This is a genomic window from Acidovorax sp. DMC1 (assembly GCF_056314325.1).
The window spans coordinates 35,103-52,991 of the sequence record NZ_JBQUYO010000013.1; the positions used below are offsets into that span (position 1 = coordinate 35,103).

At 66.4% G+C, this 17,889-nt stretch carries 17 protein-coding genes; 10 read left to right on the top strand and 7 right to left on the bottom strand.

Annotated features, from left to right (window positions below; genetic code table 11):
• Positions 1 to 10 precede the first annotated feature (10 nt).
• Both ACT531_RS20905 and ACT531_RS20910 read left to right on the top strand, forming a co-directional pair.
• Complete coding sequence (locus tag ACT531_RS20905; protein ID WP_476018667.1) at positions 11 to 2,233, top strand: TonB-dependent siderophore receptor; 2,223 nt, start codon at positions 11 to 13, stop codon at positions 2,231 to 2,233.
• Positions 2,234 to 2,365: 132 nt separating this feature from the next.
• Positions 2,366 to 3,634, top strand: a complete 1,269-nt coding sequence (locus ACT531_RS20910; RefSeq protein WP_476018668.1) for a BaiN/RdsA family NAD(P)/FAD-dependent oxidoreductase — start codon at positions 2,366 to 2,368, stop codon at positions 3,632 to 3,634.
• A gap of 18 nt (positions 3,635 to 3,652) precedes the next feature.
• Here ACT531_RS20910 and ACT531_RS20915 read toward each other — a convergent pair whose 3' ends face one another.
• Positions 3,653 to 6,913, bottom strand: a complete 3,261-nt coding sequence (locus tag ACT531_RS20915) for an EAL domain-containing protein (RefSeq protein ID WP_476018669.1) — start codon at positions 6,911 to 6,913, stop codon at positions 3,653 to 3,655.
• 309 nt (positions 6,914 to 7,222) lie between these two features.
• Between ACT531_RS20915 and rpsU the strand changes: the two genes are divergently transcribed.
• Together rpsU and ACT531_RS20925 are read left to right on the top strand one after the other, a co-directional pair.
• Positions 7,223 to 7,435 carry a 30S ribosomal protein S21 gene (rpsU, locus tag ACT531_RS20920; RefSeq protein WP_007833691.1) on the top strand — a complete coding sequence of 71 codons (213 nt, stop codon included), beginning with the start codon at positions 7,223 to 7,225 and terminating at the stop codon, positions 7,433 to 7,435.
• Between the two features lie 213 nt (positions 7,436 to 7,648).
• Positions 7,649 to 8,095, top strand: coding sequence for a GatB/YqeY domain-containing protein (locus tag ACT531_RS20925; RefSeq protein WP_015015172.1), 447 nt, complete (start codon positions 7,649 to 7,651; stop codon positions 8,093 to 8,095).
• An 89-nt stretch (positions 8,096 to 8,184) separates the two neighbouring features.
• Here the strand turns inward: ACT531_RS20925 and ACT531_RS20930 are convergent, their stop codons facing one another.
• Positions 8,185 to 9,129 (bottom strand): LysR substrate-binding domain-containing protein, encoded by a 945-nt coding sequence (locus tag ACT531_RS20930; protein WP_476018670.1) that lies wholly within the window; start codon positions 9,127 to 9,129, stop codon positions 8,185 to 8,187.
• Between the two features lie 124 nt (positions 9,130 to 9,253).
• Between ACT531_RS20930 and ACT531_RS20935 the strand changes: the two genes are divergently transcribed.
• Positions 9,254 to 10,363 (top strand): tartrate dehydrogenase, encoded by a 1,110-nt coding sequence (locus ACT531_RS20935; RefSeq protein ID WP_476018671.1) that lies wholly within the window; start codon positions 9,254 to 9,256, stop codon positions 10,361 to 10,363.
• Between the two features lie 86 nt (positions 10,364 to 10,449).
• Here ACT531_RS20935 and ACT531_RS20940 read toward each other — a convergent pair whose 3' ends face one another.
• Positions 10,450 to 10,674, bottom strand: a complete 225-nt coding sequence (locus ACT531_RS20940) for a hypothetical protein (protein WP_476018672.1) — start codon at positions 10,672 to 10,674, stop codon at positions 10,450 to 10,452.
• Between the two features lie 73 nt (positions 10,675 to 10,747).
• Between ACT531_RS20940 and ACT531_RS20945 the strand changes: the two genes are divergently transcribed.
• Positions 10,748 to 11,644 (top strand): LysR family transcriptional regulator, encoded by an 897-nt coding sequence (locus ACT531_RS20945; protein WP_476018673.1) that lies wholly within the window; start codon positions 10,748 to 10,750, stop codon positions 11,642 to 11,644.
• Positions 11,645 to 11,666: 22 nt separating this feature from the next.
• On the opposite strand, the gene ACT531_RS20950 is transcribed toward ACT531_RS20945, so the two are convergent.
• The 3 genes from ACT531_RS20950 to ACT531_RS20960 are packed head-to-tail and all read right to left on the bottom strand — an operon-like array spanning position 11,667 to position 12,870.
• Entirely contained in the window at positions 11,667 to 11,915 is a 249-nt protein-coding gene (locus ACT531_RS20950; protein WP_476018674.1) for a hypothetical protein, read from the bottom strand.
• A complete protein-coding gene (locus ACT531_RS20955) occupies positions 11,912 to 12,337 on the bottom strand; it encodes a VOC family protein (protein ID WP_288851546.1) in 426 nt (141 codons plus the stop codon). The genes ACT531_RS20950 and ACT531_RS20955 overlap by 4 nt, the downstream gene beginning before the upstream one ends.
• On the bottom strand, positions 12,337 to 12,870 hold the full coding sequence (locus ACT531_RS20960) for a helix-turn-helix domain-containing protein (protein WP_476018675.1): 534 nt from the start codon (positions 12,868 to 12,870) through the stop codon (positions 12,337 to 12,339). The genes ACT531_RS20955 and ACT531_RS20960 overlap by 1 nt, the downstream gene beginning before the upstream one ends.
• 242 nt (positions 12,871 to 13,112) lie before the next feature.
• On the opposite strand from ACT531_RS20960, the gene ACT531_RS20965 reads away from it, so the two are divergent.
• Entirely contained in the window at positions 13,113 to 13,874 is a 762-nt protein-coding gene (locus ACT531_RS20965) for an NAD(P)-dependent oxidoreductase (protein ID WP_476018676.1), read from the top strand.
• Between the two features lie 116 nt (positions 13,875 to 13,990).
• Here the strand turns inward: ACT531_RS20965 and pmbA are convergent, their stop codons facing one another.
• Positions 13,991 to 15,433: a metalloprotease PmbA gene (gene pmbA, locus ACT531_RS20970; protein ID WP_476018677.1), complete on the bottom strand. Its 1,443-nt coding sequence runs from the start codon at positions 15,431 to 15,433 to the stop codon at positions 13,991 to 13,993.
• Positions 15,434 to 15,499: 66 nt separating this feature from the next.
• Here pmbA and yjgA point away from each other — a divergent pair, with 66 nt between their 5' ends.
• From yjgA to ACT531_RS20985, 3 genes are all read left to right on the top strand, one after another.
• The gene (gene yjgA, locus ACT531_RS20975; protein WP_209819021.1) at positions 15,500 to 16,171 is read left to right on the top strand and encodes a ribosome biogenesis factor YjgA; all 672 of its coding nucleotides are present in this window, start codon (positions 15,500 to 15,502) and stop codon (positions 16,169 to 16,171) included.
• Entirely contained in the window at positions 16,164 to 16,769 is a 606-nt protein-coding gene (gene mog, locus ACT531_RS20980; protein ID WP_476018678.1) for a molybdopterin adenylyltransferase, read from the top strand. Before yjgA ends, mog begins: the two co-directional genes overlap by 8 nt.
• 70 nt (positions 16,770 to 16,839) lie before the next feature.
• Entirely contained in the window at positions 16,840 to 17,868 is a 1,029-nt protein-coding gene (locus ACT531_RS20985; RefSeq protein ID WP_110959924.1) for a hypothetical protein, read from the top strand.
• The last annotated feature ends 21 nt before the right edge of the window (positions 17,869 to 17,889 follow it).

Below are 17,889 nucleotides of genomic sequence, written 5' to 3' on the forward strand. Positions count from 1 at the left end.
GAGCCCTCTCATGCACGCACCCTGCAGACACCTTGTCTGTGCCCTCCATCCGCTGGCGGTGGCCGCCTTCCTCGCAGCCAACCTAGCGGGCACCGCCAGTGCCCAGACCACCGCCGGGTCACCCGCAGATACCACCGAGACCTCCCCTGCAGGCGCCACCCGCACCGACCAGATCGTGGAGCCCAAGGCGCTGGACAGCGTCACCGTGTCGGGCGCGCGCGAGAGCGCGTCCACCCGCCTTCAGCTCACACCGCGTGAAACGCCGCAGTCCGTCAGCACGGTGACGCGCGCGCAGATCGAGCGCCAGTCGCTCACCAGCATCGACAGCGTGCTGCGCAACGTGAACGGCATTGCCGTGAGCTTCTACGACACGCAGCGCCCGCTGTACTACGCGCGCGGCTTCCAGATCACCGACTTCCAGACCGACGGCCTGCCCAGCTACAGCAGCAGCACCAACCAGGAGTTCGACACCGCGCTGTACGAGCGCATCGACATCGTGCGCGGTGCCAACGGCATCCAGACCGGCGTGGGCGTGCCCTCGGCCACCATCAACATGATCCGCAAGCGCCCGCAGCGCGAGTTCGCCGCGTCTGTAGCGCTCACCGCCGGGTCGTGGAACCTGTACCGGGGCGAGCTGGACATCAATGCACCGCTCAACAGCGACGGCAGCGTGCGCAGCCGCCTGGTCGTAGCCCCGCAGAAGAAAGAGAGCTTCCGCGACCGCTACTCCGAGGACAAGACCGCCCTGCTGGCTGCGGTGGAGGCCGACATCGGCCCATCCACCGTGGTGTCGGTGGGCTACCAGCGCCAGTCCAACGACCCCAAGGCGCCGATCTGGGGCACCATCCCGCGTTTCGCCACCACGGGCGTGCCCATCGACCTGCCGATCTCCACCAGCTTCTCGCCATCGTGGACACGGTGGGAGCGCACCTCCGGCACGCTGTACGCCACGCTGGACCACCAGATCAACGACGACTGGAGCCTGAAGGCCGCACTGAACCACACCAAGGGCGACACCTTCCGCCTGAGCACCTACGGCTATGGCGCCACCACCAGCCAGGCCCCCTTCATCAACCCGGTGACTGGCGCAGGTACGACCCTGTATGCCTCCGTGAGCGGCGGCAGCGAAACGCAGGACACGGTGGACGCCTACCTGTCGGGCAAGTTCGAACTGGGCGGCCGCAAGCACGACCTGGTGGTGGGCATGAGCTCCACCCGCACCGCCACGCGCACCGATGGCTACACCTCGGTGGCGGGCTGGAGCTACGTGATCCCCAACATCTACACCTGGGATGGCAACGCGCCCGCGCCCACGTATTCCAAGACCGGCGCCTGGCGCACACAGATCACGCAGCAGACGGGCCTGTTCGCCTCGGCACGCTGGCGCTTGGCCGACCCGCTGTCGGTGCTTACCGGCCTGCGCCTGACCGACTGGCACCGCCACTCCGACACCTATGGCACCACGGGCGCCTATGCGGGCCGCTCAGCCATTCAGGACGAGAACCGCAAGGTCACGCCCTTCATCGGCGCCGTGTACGACATCACACCCACGCTGTCGGCCTACGCCAGCTACGCGCGCATCTTCAACCCGCAGAACTACAAGGACCGCAACAACAATCCGCTGTCGCCCGTCATCGGCAGCAATGCCGAGGCCGGCCTCAAGGCCGAGCTGTTCGAGCGCCGCATCCAGGCGCACTTTGCGGTGTTCCAGACGAAGCAAGACAACTTCGGCATTCGCGACAGCGCCATCACCACGCCGCTGCCCGACGGCACCCTGCCCTACGTGGCCGTGAACGGCACCAAATCCACCGGCTTCGAGCTGGAGTTCGCAGGCATGGCCACCCGGCAGTGGCGCGTGAGCGCAGGCCTGACCCGCGCCAAGGTCACGCGCGCTCCCACCGACCTCATCTACGCCAACATGCCCGATTACCTGCTGCAACTGGGCACGGACTACCAGCTGTCGGGCGCGCTCGCACCGCTGTCGGTGGGCGGCAACCTGACTTGGCAAAGCGCCATCGAGGGCTTCAACATCCCGCACCCCAGCGGCACGGTGACGGTGAAGCAGTCGCCCAAGGCCATCCTCAACCTGCGCGCATCCTGGCGGTTCAACCCCAAGGTCAGCGCCACGCTGGCGGTGAACAACGTGACCAACCGGAAGTACTGGGCCAACCTGGACTACGGCAACTATGCCGACCCGCGCAATCTGAGCGTGACCTTGCGCGCAGCGTTCTGACCGGCCCACTAGCAACACAAGAGGGAGAGAGGGAGCGACCGGGGCTTGCGCCGCTGCGGCATCGCGCCGTGCGGGGCAAGCCCCGGGTCAGCCGGGGGACAATCACGCCTTTGTCCCTTTTGATGCCTCCTCGTGTCCCTTCCATTTTTTGACGCCATCATCATCGGCGCCGGCGCCGCCGGCCTGTTCTGCGCGGGCCAGGCGGGCCAGCGGGGCCTGAAGGTCTTGCTCATCGACCATGCGGACAAGGTGGCCGAGAAGATTCGCATCTCGGGCGGTGGGCGCTGCAACTTCACCAACCGCGACCTGGACCCGGCCGCGCCGCACAAGCACTTTGTGGGGCAGAACCCGCAGTTCTGCCGCTCGGCGCTGTCGCGCTACACACCCGCCGACTTCATCGCGCTGGTGCAAAAGCACGGCATCCCGTTTCACGAAAAGCACAAGGGCCAGCTGTTTGCCGACCGCTCGGCCGAGGACATCATCGCCATGCTGCTGGCCGAGTGTGAGGCGGGCGGCGTGACCCGTTGGCAGCCCTGTGGCGTCAAAAAAATAGCCTTTTTGGCCTCAAGCGCCAGTGAATCATGCCGGGGCAGCTATCAAATTGATACTGATCGCGGGCCGCTGTCGGCGGGTGCGCTGGTCATTGCCACGGGCGGCCTGTCCATCCCCAAGATCGGTGCCACCGACTTTGGCTACCGGCTCGCCCAGCAGTTCAACATCCCGCTCGTCGAGCGCAAGCCGGGCCTGGTGCCGCTGACCTTTGACGGCACGGGCTGGGCGCCGTATGCGCAACTGGCAGGGCTGGCGCTGCCGGTGCAGATCAGCACGGGTGCCAAGAAAGCCCGCATGGCGTTTGACGAAGACCTGCTATTCACCCACCGGGGCCTGTCGGGCCCGGCGGTGCTGCAGATCTCCAGCTACTGGCAGGAGGGCACGCCGCTGGCCATCAACCTCGCGCCCACGGTGGACCTGCCCGCCGCGCTGGCGCAAAGCAAGGCCCGCTCGCGCAAGCTGGTTGCCAACGAGCTGGCCACGCTGGTCCCAAGCCGCCTGGCCGATGCCTGGGCCAGCCGCGAGGCCGACTGGCAGCGCCCCATCAACGAGGCCAGCGACAAGGCCCTGGCGCGCCTGGCGGAGCAGCTGGCGCGCTGGGAGCTGACGCCCACCGGCACCGAGGGCTACAAGAAGGCCGAGGTGACGCTGGGCGGCGTGGATACCAAGGCGCTGTCGCAGCAGACCATGGAGTGCAAGGCCCAGCCGGGGCTGTACTTCATTGGCGAGGTGGTGGATGTGACAGGCTGGCTGGGCGGCTACAACTTTCAATGGGCCTGGGCCAGCGCATATGCCTGCGCGCAGGCGCTGCCACTGCCACAGGCAGAGCCTGCTGGCGCTGCGCACTGACGGCCCCGTAAAAGTCCATCAGGCCAGCACAGCGGCCTCCCGCACCGGCGCGCCCGAGGGCTGGTGCTGGCAGGCCCAGGCCTCCAGCTCCGGCACGGGCAGCGGCCGGCTGAAGTGGTAGCCCTGCAGCTCCTCGCAATCGAGTGCACTCAGCACCTGGGCCGTGGCCAGGTCTTCCACGCCCTCGGCCACGATGCGCAGGCCTAGTGTGTGGCCCAGCGCGATGATGGCGCGGGTGATGGCCATGTCGGCAGGGTTGGCGAGCATGTCGCGCACAAAGGATTTGTCCACCTTGAGGCGGTCGATGTCAAAGCGCTTGAGGTAGGCCAGGCTGGAATACCCGGTGCCAAAGTCGTCGATGGACAGTTGCACGCCCAGCGCCTTGAGCGCCGCCAGTTGCTGCTCGGCCGCGTGGGCGTTGTCCATCAGTTGAGACTCGGTGATCTCCAGCTCCAGCCGGTGCGCGGGCATTCCGGTGCGCAGCAGCAGTGCCTCGATGTCGGTGACCAGCGCGGGGTCGGACATCTGCGCGGCCGACAGGTTGACCGAGATCGACACCCGAGCCAGCGGGTGCAGAGATGCGGCATCGCCCACGCCCGCATCCAGCACCAGTTGCTGCCAGCGCACCCACTGCTCGCACGCCTGTTGCAGCACCCAGCTGCCGATGGCGCGGATCATGCCGGTCTCCTCGGCGATGGGGATGAACTCGCTGGGCGGTATGGAGCCCAGCACCGGGCTGGTCCAGCGCAACAGTGCCTCCACGCCCAGCAACTGGGCGCCCTGGGCGCTCAGGCGGGGCTGGTAGTGCAGGCTCAGCTCGTGGCGCTCCAGTGCGCGGCGCAGTTGCTGCTCCATGGTCTGGCGGGCCACCGCGCGCTGGTCGGTCTCCATTGAATAGAACAGCGCCATGTCGCGGCCGGTGGTCTTGGCCTCGTACATGGCGGCGTCGGCGCGGCGCATGAGTTCATCGATGTCGCTGCCGTCCTCGGGGTACACGGCAATGCCCACGCTGCAGGACACGTTCAGCTCATGCCCCTCCACCGGGTGGCTCTGGCGGATGAGCGGGATCAGCCGCCGCTCCACCAGCTGCTGCACGTCCTCGCGCCCGGCCACGTCGCGCATCACCACCACAAACTCGTCGCCGCCCAGGCGGCTCACGGTGTCGCGGCTGCGCACGGCCTGCGTGAGGCGCGCGGCCACCGAGCGCAGCAAGCCGTCGCCAATGTGGTGGCCCAGCGTGTCGTTGATGGCCTTGAAGCGGTCCAGGTCGATGAACAGCACCGCGACCTTTTCGCCGGTAATGGGCGCCTGTGCCAGCGCCATCTGCAGGCGCTGCACGCACAGTGAGCGGTTGGGTAGCTCGGTGAGCACATCGTGGTGCGCCAGAAACTGGATGCGCTCCTCGTTGAGCTTGCGGTCGGTGATGTCGATGGCGATGCCGATGTGGTTGGCCACCGCACCGCCCTTGCCCTCGCGCACGGCCGACACCATGAGCCAGGCCGGGTAGGTCTCGCCCGAGCGGCGGCGAAACCGCACCTCGCCCTGCCACGACTCCTTGTCGAGCATGGTGCGCTGGATCTGCGCGGACAGCGGCTCGGTGCCCGACTCTTCCAGCAGAAAGCCCAGATCCTCGCCAATGACCTCGTAGAAGTCGTAATGCGTGCTGCGGCAGAACGCCTTGTTCACGCTGATGATCTGCTGCTCGGCGTTCATGATGATGATGCCCTCGGACGAGGCCTCGAACACCTTGGCCCACAGCTCCAGGCGCTGCTCCATCACCTTGAGCACGTTGATGGGCGTGAAGGCCGTGAGCACCGAATCGCGCCCCTGGAACTGCAGGCGCCGCGCCGACAGCACGGCCCAGGAGGGCTCGGGGCTGCCCTTCCAGCGCACTTCAAATTCATCGACTGATCCCTGGTCCGCCAGGCGCTGGAAGAAGCGCGCGCGCACGCCGGGCTCCAGCCCCACGGCCCAGGGGTCGGTCTTGCGGCCCCCCAGCCAGTGGGCGGCGGGCGCGTTGGAATGCAGCACCTCGTGCTCGGGGATGGACGTGACGACCATGGGGATGGGGAAGGCCTCCACCAGCTCGCGCTGCGCCTCGGCCGCGCGGGCGCTGGCGGCCAGCTCCTGCTGCAGCAGGCGGTCGCGGTCGAGCTGCGAGAGCATCTCGTTGAACGCGGTGACCAGGCGGCCGATTTCGTCGCGGCTATTCCACTGCGCGCGCAGGGTGTGGTCGCCGCTCTTGCGCACCTCGTCGGCCACACGCGCCAGTTGCTGCAGCGGCTTGGCGATCTGGCGCGCGACCAGGGTGACGAGCGAAAGGATGCAGCCCAGCAGCACCAGCGCCGTGCCCAGGTGCAGCCACATGCGGGCAAACAGGCTGTCGGCGCGCTGGTTCAGCAACCGCTCCAGGTCCACAATGCCCACCGACCACGCATCGCGCAGCGCGCCCAGCACGAGGGCCTCCTGCACACCCACTTGCGCCACCGTCAGGCGCGACTCGCCCGATGCAATGCCCTGCAGCAAGGCCTGAAAGCCCTCCTGCGCTGCCTTGAGCGCCTCGCGCTGGCGCACCAGCGCGGCCCGCATCTCGGGCGAACCCGCGATGAACGCCTGGTTGTAGTCCGACTCGATGCCCAGCATCACCGCATCCAGCCGCCCCACCAGCGTCAGCAGCTCGGACGACCATTGCGGCCCGCGCCGAGATGGCGCCGCGTTCAGGAAGCTGACGGTGTCATGCACCGCCTGCAGCAGCTCGGGAAACCGCAGCACCACCAGCGACATCACGTAGTAGCTGTCCAGGTCCGGGTCCAGGATCAGGTTGGACTGATTGCCCACGGTGGTGAGCAGCTCGCGCCCCTCGCGCAACAACTGGCTGCGCTGGCGGGTGAGCGTCTGCGGATCGACGGTGGGCGAGCCCCCCGGGGGCGGCCCCGCCAGCTGCTGCAGCGCCACGCCAAACCGCTGGGCGACATCGGCGGTGCGCAGCTGCTCGTCGTGGGCCGCGCGCACGGCCTCCAGCCGGGTGAGCACGTCGGCCACCAGTGGCGGCTGCTGCGACGCGTCCAGAAACTGCCCCATCAGCCCGTCGCGCACCACCGCCGCATAGGTCGTGCCCACCACCTCCTTACGCGTGAAGTCAATCGCCAGGTACTTTTCGTGGATCAGGATGCTGGAGACGTAGATCACCGCCGTCAGGTCCAGCAGATAAATGAGCATGAGCTTGCGGCCCACACTGAGCCGGCCCAGCCAACCCGATACGCGGTGCATGAATGCCATGGTGTCTGCGGCGGGGCCGCCCGGGCGGATGGCCAGGGCTCCCCACCGGTGAATAGGAGTGTTACAACATGAAGCAACTTCCGCGCCATTGCGGTGCAGTCCGTCTGAAAGCAGCCCGCCCAGCGCCCTGCCCACAGGCAGACGCCCACCCCTTGCGCCATGGGCGTGGATAAAGGCTATAATCTCCGGCTTTGCTGGCAATGCCCCGTCGGCCAAATACTAGTTACAGACGGGGAAACCGCTTTGTACGGACTTGAGGCCCGATCTCCCCAAGCCCCTCTGCAGGCACCATTTGGAAAACATTAGCTAATGACTACGATCCGCGTAAAAGAAAACGAACCCTTTGACGTTGCCCTGCGCCGCTTCAAGCGCACCATTGAAAAGCTCGGCCTGCTGACCGACCTGCGCGCCCGTGAGTTCTACGAAAAGCCCACCGCCGAGCGCAAGCGCAAGAAGGCTGCTGCCGTGAAGCGTCACTACAAGCGCGTTCGCAGCATGCAACTGCCCAAGAAGCTGTACTAAGTACCGCTTTGGCACCGTCCTGATACGGAGTGCCGACAAACCCGCGCTAGGGACGCCAAGCGCGGGTTTTTGTTTTTGGGGTTTGCCAAAAGGCTTTCTGGCGTCGTTGCAACGCCTTGCCGTAGCAGCACTACTGTCTGCGGCGTTGACGCCTAGCCAGAAAGCCTTTTGGCCAACCCCTGTTCTTGTCTAAAACCAACCAAGGAAGCCGCCATGAGCCTCAAGGACCAGATCACCGAAGACATGAAAACCGCCATGCGCGCCAAGGACAGCGAGCGCCTGGGCACCATCCGCCTGCTGCAGGCCGCGATGAAGCAAAAGGAAGTGGACGAGCGCATCACCCTGGACGACGCCGCCGTCGTGGCCATCGTGGACAAGCTGATCAAGCAGCGCAAGGACTCCATCACAGCGTTTGAAGGCGCGGGCCGCCAGGACCTGGCCGACAAGGAAAAGGCCGAGATGGCCGTGCTGCAGGCCTACCTGCCCGAGCGCATGTCGGCCGAAGAAACGCTGGCCGCCGTCAAGGCCATCGTGGCCGAAGTGGGCGCCTCGGGCCCCGGCGACATGGGTAAGGTGATGGGCGTGGTCAAGACCCGCCTGGCGGGCAAGGCCGATATGGGCCAGGTGTCGGCCGCCGTGAAAGCGGCACTGGCGGGCTGATCGCCCCTGCGGTCGTGCCCACGGCACAACCGGTATCTTTTTGATAGCTGTCAGCGCATGTGAGACGTGCGCTGACAGCTATTTTTGCTTCAAACCGAGGCGTTTGCGCCCACACCGGTCTTTGCGCTGCGCGACGCCCACCCGTCGCGAAAGAGCGCCTGCAAAAACTCCACGCACACCCGCACTTTGGCCGAGCGCTCCAGCCGCGTGGGGTAGACGGCCCACACATTGGCTTCTTGCTGCCACTGCGGCAGCACCTGCACCAGGCGCCCGGTCTGCAGGTGCGCGCCCACATCCCACAACGAGCGCAGCACAATGCCGCGCCCATCCACCGCCCACTGCACGGCCATCTCGCCGTTGTTGGCCGACAGCGGGCCACGCACCTTGACCGACTCTTCCTGCGCACCGCTGCGCAGGCGCCACACGCCAAATGGATGGTCACGCTCCTTGATCACCAGGCAGTCGTGCGCGGACAGGTCGGCCACCGTGCGCGGCGTGCCCTTACGCTGCAAATACGAGGGTGCTGCGCACAACACGCGATGGTTGTCGGCCAGGCGGCGGGCTATGAGGTGCGGCGCAATCTCGTCGCCCACGCGCACGTCCAGGTCAAACCCTTCGCCCGCCACATCCACCAGCCGGTCGAACACTTCGAGCCGCACCTGCAACCCCGGGTGCTGCTCCACCAACCGCGACAGCGCGGGCGCCACGATCTGGCGGCCAAAACCGAAGCTGCTGCTCACCCGCAGCAGCCCGCGCGGCTCGCTGCGCGTCACCGCGACCTCCTGCATCAGCTGCTCCATGTCGTCCAGAATGCGCTGCGCCCAGTGGAAGACGCGCTCGCCCTCCTCCGTCACCGCCACGCGGCGGGTGGTGCGGTGCAGCAGCTTGACCTGCAGGTCCTGCTCCAGCAGGCGGATGCGTTTGCTGACGTAGGCGGGCGAAGTGCCCAGCTCGGTGGCGGCGCCGCCAAAGCTGGCCTTGCGCACCACGGCCGTGAACACGCGCAGGTCTTCCGCTGCAGGATTTTTGTGCACGAAATGTGAATGATGAAGCCACGGTTGGCAGATTGTAGTTATCGGCAGCCCTGGGAACAATGCACGCCATACCGCTGGCTGCGCCCTGCAGCCGCATCCCCGACGCCATTGCAAGGACCGCTTGATGACCTCTTCCACCCCCCCAAAAACTTACCGCATCGCCCTCATTGCCGGAGACGGCATAGGCAAGGAGGTAATGCCCGAAGGCCTGCGCGTGGTGTTGGCCGCCGCAGAACGCTTTGGCATCGCCCTCGAAACCACCACCATCGACTGGGCCAGCTGCGACTACTACGCGGCCCACGGAAAAATGATGCCGGACGACTGGAAGGCGCAACTGTCAGGCATGGACGCCATCTTCTTCGGCGCCGTGGGCTGGCCTGCCACCGTGCCCGACCATGTGTCCCTCTGGGGCTCGCTGCTCAAGTTTCGCCGCGAGTTCGACCAGTACATCAACCTGCGCCCGGTGCGCCTGTTCGAGGGCGTGCCCTGCCCCCTGGCCGGTCGCCAACCCGGCGACATTGACTACTACGTGGTGCGTGAGAACACCGAGGGCGAATACACCTCGCTGGGTGGCGTGATGTACGAGGGCACCGACCGCGAGATCGTGATCCAGGAGTCGGTCTACTCCCGCCACGGTGCCAACCGCCTCTTGAAGTTCGCCTTCGACCTGGCCCAAAGCCGCGCCAAGAAACACGTGACCCTGGCCACCAAAAGCAACGGCATCGCCATCAGCATGCCCTGGTGGGATAAGCGTGCCGATGAGGTTGCCAAGGACTACCCCGAGATCACGCTGGACAAGCAGCACATCGACATCCTTACCGCCCGCTTTGTGCTGCAGCCCGGCCGCTTCGACGTGGTGGCTGCCACCAACCTGTTCGGCGACATCCTGAGCGACCTGGGCCCCGCCACCACCGGCACCATTGGCCTGGCCCCCTCGGCCAACCTGAACCCCGAGCGCCACTTCCCCAGCCTGTTCGAGCCCGTGCACGGCTCGGCGCCCGACATCTACGGCAAAAACATCGCCAACCCGATTGCCATGATCTGGTCGGGTGCGCTGATGCTGGACTTCCTCACCCACGGCCAGGGCGCAGGTCGGCAGGCGCACGATGCGATCGTGAGTGCCATCGAAGAGACGATCAAGAGCGGGCCACGCACGCCGGACCTGGGCGGCACGGCCAGCACGACGCAGGTGGGTGAGGCCGTCGCGGCGAGAGTGAGTGCACAGACCGAATGACGGCTGGCGGCCAGTCGCTCCTGAATTGATAGCTACCAGCGCATGAAACACCTGCGCTACACCCTCATTCCATTCAAAAATGCCTCTTACCCTCCCCCTGGAGGCACCTTGAACTGCTCCGTGACGCGCTGCTCGGCACGCGCCGCAGCAGCCGCCAAACGGTCCCAGGCGTTGCGCGCGCCCACCATGGCTCCCTGCAGGGCGCGCAGAACAAAGACCACGGCAACCGACCGCAGTGTTCGCCAGCGGCCCACTAGGTGGGGAGTGGAAACGGCTCTGACGGCGGTGGTGGAGGAATGCGGGTGTTTCATGGCCCCGCAATGCTCTCGCCGGGCTTACCATCTGTAAAGTTGAATTCAATGACGATTCACTTCACAAATCCTGATGCGTAACCTGAACCTCGACCAGCTGCAGACCCTGATCGCCATCGCCGACCGGGGTACTTTTGCCGCCGCCGCGCAGGCGCTGCACCTGGCGCCGCCCACCGTGAGCATGCACATCAAGGAACTGGAATCGCGCCTGGGCGCCGAGCTGGTGGTGCGCGGGCGGCGGCAGGCCGACCTCACCCCCGCCGGCGAAGTGCTGGTGCGCGAAGGCCGCCAGCTGCTGCTGGCCAGCGATGACCTGGTGGAGCGCGTTCTGCGCCACGCATCCGGCCGCGAAGGCATTGTGCGGGTGGGCGTGTCGGCGGGCGTCAGCACCCGGCTGCTGCCGCGCATGCTGGAGGCGCTGGCGGCGCGCAGCCCCGGTGTTGAAATCCGCCTGGAGGCCGTGGGCTCGGCCGAGTCCATGCAGCGCCTCAAGGCGGGCACGCTGGACATTGCCATCGTCGCCAGCCCCCAGCCCCCGATGGCCGAGGTGAAGCAAACACCCTGGCGCAACGACCCCATGGTGGCCCTGCTGCCCGCCGCGTGGGAGGCACCCGACCGTATCGGCCCCGACTGGCTGGCCAGCCGCCGCTGGGCATCCTTTGCGCCCGCCACGCAGATGCACGGGCTGATCGCCAACTGGTTTGGCCAAGCGGGGCATCACCCGCGCCCATTTCTGGCGCTGAGCTACCCCGGCGCCCTCAAAAGCCTGGCCGTGGCCAGCCAGTGTGCCGCCTTGCTGCCGATGGAAGAGGTGGAAGACCTGCAGGGCACGCCCGGTGTGCAGATCCGCCCCCTGCAGCCGCCGCTGATGCGCCCCATGGCCGTGGCGCACCGCCACCAGCCGCCGCCCTCCCCGGCGGTGGAGAGCGTGCTGGAGTTGCTGGCGGAATTTGCGGGCCTCGCAGAGTGATGGCGGAGCACACCGCGCGCCGTCACGCGGGCGGCAAGCCCTGGGCAGGCCGGGCAGAAGACCCGGCAGCAAGCCGCTGCAGGTAGGGCTGCACGAACAGGTACAACCCCGTCAACAACAGCAGCGCCAGGGGCGGCAGGGGCGCATAGGTCACCCAGTCCGGCGGGTTGCCTACCCCCTGAGCACGGACCACAAAATTGGCGATGACGGCCAACGTGAACGCCATCGACACCCAGCGATGAAACCGCCGAATTCCCGCACCGGCGCTCATTGCGCACCTCCAGCGGCCAGCTGGATCATCTTCCAGCCGTTGCCCGCCGGGTCCCGAAAGCCTGCGTCCACGTTGCCGTACCGGTCCACGGGCTCCTGTGTGAACTCCACACCCAAGTCCCGCAGTCGGGCATAGTCCGCGCGGCAGTCCGCCACATGGAGCACCAGCGCAGGCATGGCACCTTTGGCCACCATCGCGCGCAAAGTTTGCGCTGTGGCTTCATCATGGATCGGTGGGCCGGGCCTGAACAGGCCGAGCTGGAAGCCCGGCTGGTCAGGGTGCTGCACCGTCAGCCAGCGGTAGGGCCCGTTGCGCACGTCCGTGTGCACGCGAAACCCGAGCTTGCCCACGTAAAACGCGAGCGCTTCGTCCTGGTCGTCCACATACACGCCCACCACACCAATGCCTTGGTTCGCCGTCATCAGATCTCCTGGTTTGTTGCTGATGTCGGCTTTGTACCTGCGGCCTGGCGGCGGCGCTTCTCCGAAACTGCGGTGGTGAGGTCGGGACGTTGTGCAGCCTTCAAAACGCAGGCGGGCACCTTGTCCAGTGGCTCCACAGTGGCCTGGGCCTGCTGGCGCACCACACTAGGACTGTGCCCCGTGATGTCACGGAAGGTGCGCCCAAAAGTGCCCAGGCTCTCCCAGCCGGTGGCAAACGCGATCTCGGTGATGGGCAGGTCCGTGTCGCGCAGCAGCGTGGTGGCTTGCTCGATGCGGCGTGTCAGCAGGTAGCGGTGGGGCGGGATGCCAAAGGCCTGCCGGAAGGACCGGGCGAAGTGCGCCTCCGAGACGCCACTCACCTCCGCCAGCCGCTGGACCGGCCAGGCCTCGTGCGACGCAGCGTCCATGTGGTCCTTGGCGCGCAACAAGCGGCGCAGCAGGGCTGGGTCCTGGGGCGCAATCGGGTGGGCGGCTTCGCCTTTGGCTGGGAGCTTCGGGGGCACGGAGGGCATGGTGGCTGCAGCATATCGCCTGTCTGGCGGCACGCCTGCACCGCCGGTACAGAGGCAGGCAAGACTTGCGAGGCACCACAGGTGAACACAAGCACCGTGAACAAAGTCACCGTCTTCGCGATGGGCCTCACCCGCTGCGGGTGCTGCCGAGGCAAGGGCATGGAATCATCGCGGCATCGCCCGTCGATGGCCGCCCGGCCGTCGGCAGTCCCCATCATTCATCTCTTCGTGAACCATCCACCATGAAGCGTCTTCTCATCCTGGGAGCCACGGGCTCCCTCGGCCGCCACGTGCTGCAGCAGGCTGTGGCGGCCGGCCACCAGGTATCGGTCATCGTGCGCAACCCCGCCAAGCTGCCCCCGGACCTGCGGTCACGCATCACGGTGCACCCTGTGGACCTGGGCACGGTAGCCACCGGCGCTTTGGCCGACTTGGTCCGGGGCCACGAGGCACTGATCAACTGCGCGGGGCTGGTCACCGAAGGCCGCGCATTTGTCGAGCTTGTGGACCGCGTAGTTTCCAGTGTGGAATCCCTGGCGCCTTCCGAGCGGCCGATCTGCTGGTTCATGGCGGGCGCCGCCGTGCTCGACATCGGCCAGACAGGCCGCCGGGGGGTTGAACTGCCCAAGGTGCGCGACACCTATTGGCCGCACCGGAAGAACTTTGAGCGCCTGAACACCTCCCCCATTGACTGGCGGCTGCTGTGCCCCGGGCCGATGGTGGACCAAGCCGCGCTCGGCATCGACCGGCTGCGCATTGCAGCGGACCAGTTGCCGGTCGCTGTGCCGTCCTTTGCAGGCAAGCTACCCAGCCCGCTGTTGCTGCTGCTGTTTGCGTCGAAGGTGCCGCAGATGATCGTGCCCTATGCCGATGCAGCGGCGCTGATGCTGGCCCATCTTGCGCCCCGGGATGCGATGTCCCGGCACCGCGTGGGCCTCGCGCTGCCCGTGGGCATGCGCGGCAAGAAAGACACCTGGGCGGCCAAGCCCCGCAGTGCCAGCTGACGCAGACCTCCATGAAAAAAGGCCCTCGCAGTCACGAGGGCCTTGGGGGCAGGAAAGCTGCCGAAACTTGTCTCACATCAGCAACTTGCAGCATCCGCCTGCGGCAGCCATAAAGATCAGCTGCCCGCCACCTTCATGCGGTTGACCAGGATGGAGCCCACCGTCTTGGCGCCGTAGTTGTAGGCATCCGCGCCCACAGCCTCGATGCCCTTGAGCATGTCTTTCAGGTTGCCCGCGATGGTGATCTCGTGCACCGGGAAGGCGATCTTGCCGTTCTCCACCCAGAAGCCGCTGGCGCCGCGCGAATAGTCGCCCGTCACGTAGTTCACGCCCTGGCCCATCAGCTCCACCACAAACAGGCCGGTGCCCAGCTTTTGCAGCATGGCGTCCAGGTTGTCGCTGGCCTGCGTGAGGCGCGAGGTCATCACCAGGTTGTGCGAGCCCCCGGCGTTGCCGGTGGTCTTCATGCCCAGCTTGCGGGCCGAGTAGCTCGACAGGAAATAGCCTTCCACCCGACCGCCTTTGACGACCTTGCGCGGCGCCACGCGCACGCCTTCCTCGTCAAACGGCGAGCTGCCCTTGCCGCCCAGAATGAACGGGTCTTCGAGGATGTCGATGTGCTTGGGGAAGACCATCTTGCCCAGCGAGTCGAGCAAGAAGCTGCTCTTGCGGTACAGCGAGCCGCCACTGATGGCCTGCACAAAACCGCCCAGCAGGCCCGCGGCCAGGGTGGATTCGAACAGCACAGGGCACTGCGTGGTGGGGATCTTGCGGCTGCCCAGGCGGCTCAGCGCGCGCTGCGCTGCGTAGCGGCCCACGGCCTCGGGCGATGCCAGGTCGGCCGCATTGCGCATGGAGCTGTACCAGGCATCGCGCTGCATCTCGCCGTTCTTGCCGGGCAGCGAAGCGATGGGTGCCACCGAGAAGCTGTGGCGCGAACTGGCATAGCCGCCGCGAAAGCCGCGCGTGTGAGCGCTGAAGAAATGGCTTTGCTGGGCCGACACGCCCGCGCCTTCGCTGTTGGTGATGCGGCGGTGCGTCTTGAATGCGGCGGCTTCGCAGGCCTTGGCCATCTCTGCAGCCTCTTCGCTGGTGATGGCCCAAGGGTGGAAGAGTTGCAGGTCGCGGTGCGTGTCAGCAGGCGCGATGTCGTCGGCATCGGGCAGACCAGCCACGGGATCTTCGGCCGTGAAGCGGGCGATGTCGTAGGCCGCCTGCACGGTCTGCTCGATCGCCTTGGTAGAAAAGTCTGACGTGCTGGCATTGCCCCGGCGGTGGCCGATGTAGACCGTCACACCCAGCGACTTGTCGCGGTTGCGCTCCACATTCTCCAGCTCGCCCTTGCGCACACTGACCGACAGGCCGCAGCCTTCGGACGCCTCGGCGCCTGCGTCGGTGGCGCCCAGCTTTTTGGCATGCGCCAAGGCGCGGTCCACCAGCTCTTCAAAAAACGGGCGGCTGTAGCTGAAGCCGCTGTCAGGGGTGCGAGAGGAGGCGGCTGCGGGCGCGGCGGCCAGCGCGCAAGGGGTGCGCGGGGCGCGATTCGAGGGTTTGTTCATAGCGGCAGCTATGATACTTGCCACTGTGGCGCGCTCTGCGCCACTCGTTTTTTGCCCCCACCATCCATGTCACGCAAACCCAAAAAAGGCTACTTTGTGCGAGGCCAGTTCGTTGCCGAAGGCAGCGAACTGGACATCCAGCTCAAGGCCGAACTCAAAGGCACGCCCGATGCCAGCCGCACCGATCTCAAGCGCGAAAGCGATGAACTGCAGGACCTGGGCAAGGAGTTGCTGACCCTGCGCGCCGACCTGTTCGACGCCGTGGGCCTGCCCGACAAGCTGGTGGAGGCGCTGGCCGAGGCCAAGCGCATCACCAACTTTGAAGGCAAGCGCCGCCAGATGCAGTACGTGGGCAAGCTCATGCGCAAGCTCGAACCCGAGCTGGTGCAGGCCGCCCGACAGGCCCTGGAAGAGCAGCACAAGGGCTCTGCCACCGAAAAGCTGCAGCTGCACCTGGCCGAACAATGGCGCGACCGCCTGATCGCCGATGACGACACGCTGGCCGCCTGGATGGCCGAGCACCCCACCACCGACACCCAGCAGCTGCGCGCGCTGATCCGCCAGGCGCGCAAGGACGCACAGCCCGCAGGCAAAGAGGCCAATGTCCAGGTCTCGCAAGGCCTGGCGCCCCGCAAGGGCCGTGCGTACCGCGAGCTGTTCCAGCTGGTGCGCGAGCACCTGGGCGGCACCGGCACGGCAGATGCCAGCGACACCGACGAGGACAACGACGATGAGTGAAGCCGTCCACGACGCCGTCAAGATCGGCATCGTCTCCATCAGCGACCGCGCCAGCACCGGCGTCTATGAAGACAAGGGCCTGCCCGCGCTGCAGGACTGGCTCACGCGTGCGCTGCACAACCCCATCACCTTCGAGCCGCGCCTGATCCCCGATGAGCAGGCCGGCATCAGCGCCACGCTGATCGAGCTGGTGGACGCTGGCTGCAGCTTGGTGCTGACCACCGGCGGCACCGGCCCCGCGCTGCGCGATGTAACGCCCGAGGCCACGCTGGCCGTGGCGCACAAGGAGATGCCAGGCTTTGGTGAGCAGATGCGCCAGATCAGCCTGAAGTTCGTTCCCACAGCCATCCTCTCGCGCCAGGTGGCAGTGGTCCGGGGGAACAGCCTCATCATCAATCTGCCCGGCCAGCCCAAGGCGATTGCCGAGACGCTGGAGGGGCTGAAGGATGCCGACGGCAAGCAGATCGTGCCCGGCATATTTGCCGCCGTGCCCTACTGCATCGACCTGATCGGCGGGCCGTACCTGGAAACGCGCGATGAGGTGTGCAAGGCGTTCCGGCCCAAGACGGCGATTCGCGCACCGCGCACATCCAACTGATCGCCGGACAGCCCGACACTGTGGCGCTATACGCTTTCTCAGTACGCATCGGTAGCAGTGCGGACCTGCTATGAAATACCTCTGGCTTGTCCATCTGCCGCTGCTGGTCCTGCTTGGCTACCTGTACTGGCGAAACCGCAGCATGAAACAGCGGCAGGATGCGCTGGTGCAAGGCCTGAAGGGGCAGCACTACTGGCGCATCAATCTGGCACGGCCTGGTTTCTATAAGAGCTGGCTGCGCATCATGCCGTTTGAAGCCAAGGGTGTGCTGATTGACGACGGCGAGACACTGCGCATCAAAGGTTTCTGGCTGAAGGGCCACCGCCCATTCGAATCGTCTATCGACAAGGCCAGCGCCAGCGTGCAATGGCTTGGTAACCGGCACCTGCGCGCGGGCAACCTGTATTGGGCCGAGCTGAACACCCCGCGCGGGGCGCTGTTGTTTTGTGCGGATACCGGCATGTACGCGCTGCCTTCGCGCGAGGCGCTGTCAGACATATTTCGCAGCGCCTTCCCGGACTACGCACTTGACGAGCAACAGACCACGGACTTTGCCCTGGAGAAGAACCCCCGCAGCATCAGCATGGTGGCCGCGTTCTTCGCGCTTTTCCTTTTCAGCCTGATCGACACCTTCGTCATCAGCCGCTTCGAACTGACCGATGCGCAGTTGCTGAACATGCTGGTAAGCCCCCTGCTACCACTGGGCGCAGCTGCTGGGGCCGGCGTTCTGCTGCTGTCGTGCTACCTCTTCATGAACCGCGGGGGAGTCCCCGCCCGGGAATCCATGGTGGTGGGCACCTTCGTCGCCCTCGCGGCGCTGGGCGCTGCACTGCCCGCCGCCAAGCGCGTGGACCAATGGCTTGCAGACGGACCGACGCAGGCCTATACCTACCGCGTGACTTCCGCCATGCGGCTGGAACCGGTCGACCCGTCCCTGGGCCTGCCCCGCATGTACTTCCCGCGCGCACGGGAGTACTGGGATCAGTTTCCCCCAGGCAGTGACTACCAGATACCTTTTCTGCGGGGCCCTCTGGGACTATGGCAACTCGACCATGCCGCTTTTGATCCGCCGCTGATCGCCTTCTACGAGAAGCGATAGCCGCAGGTGTCGCGGCGGCCC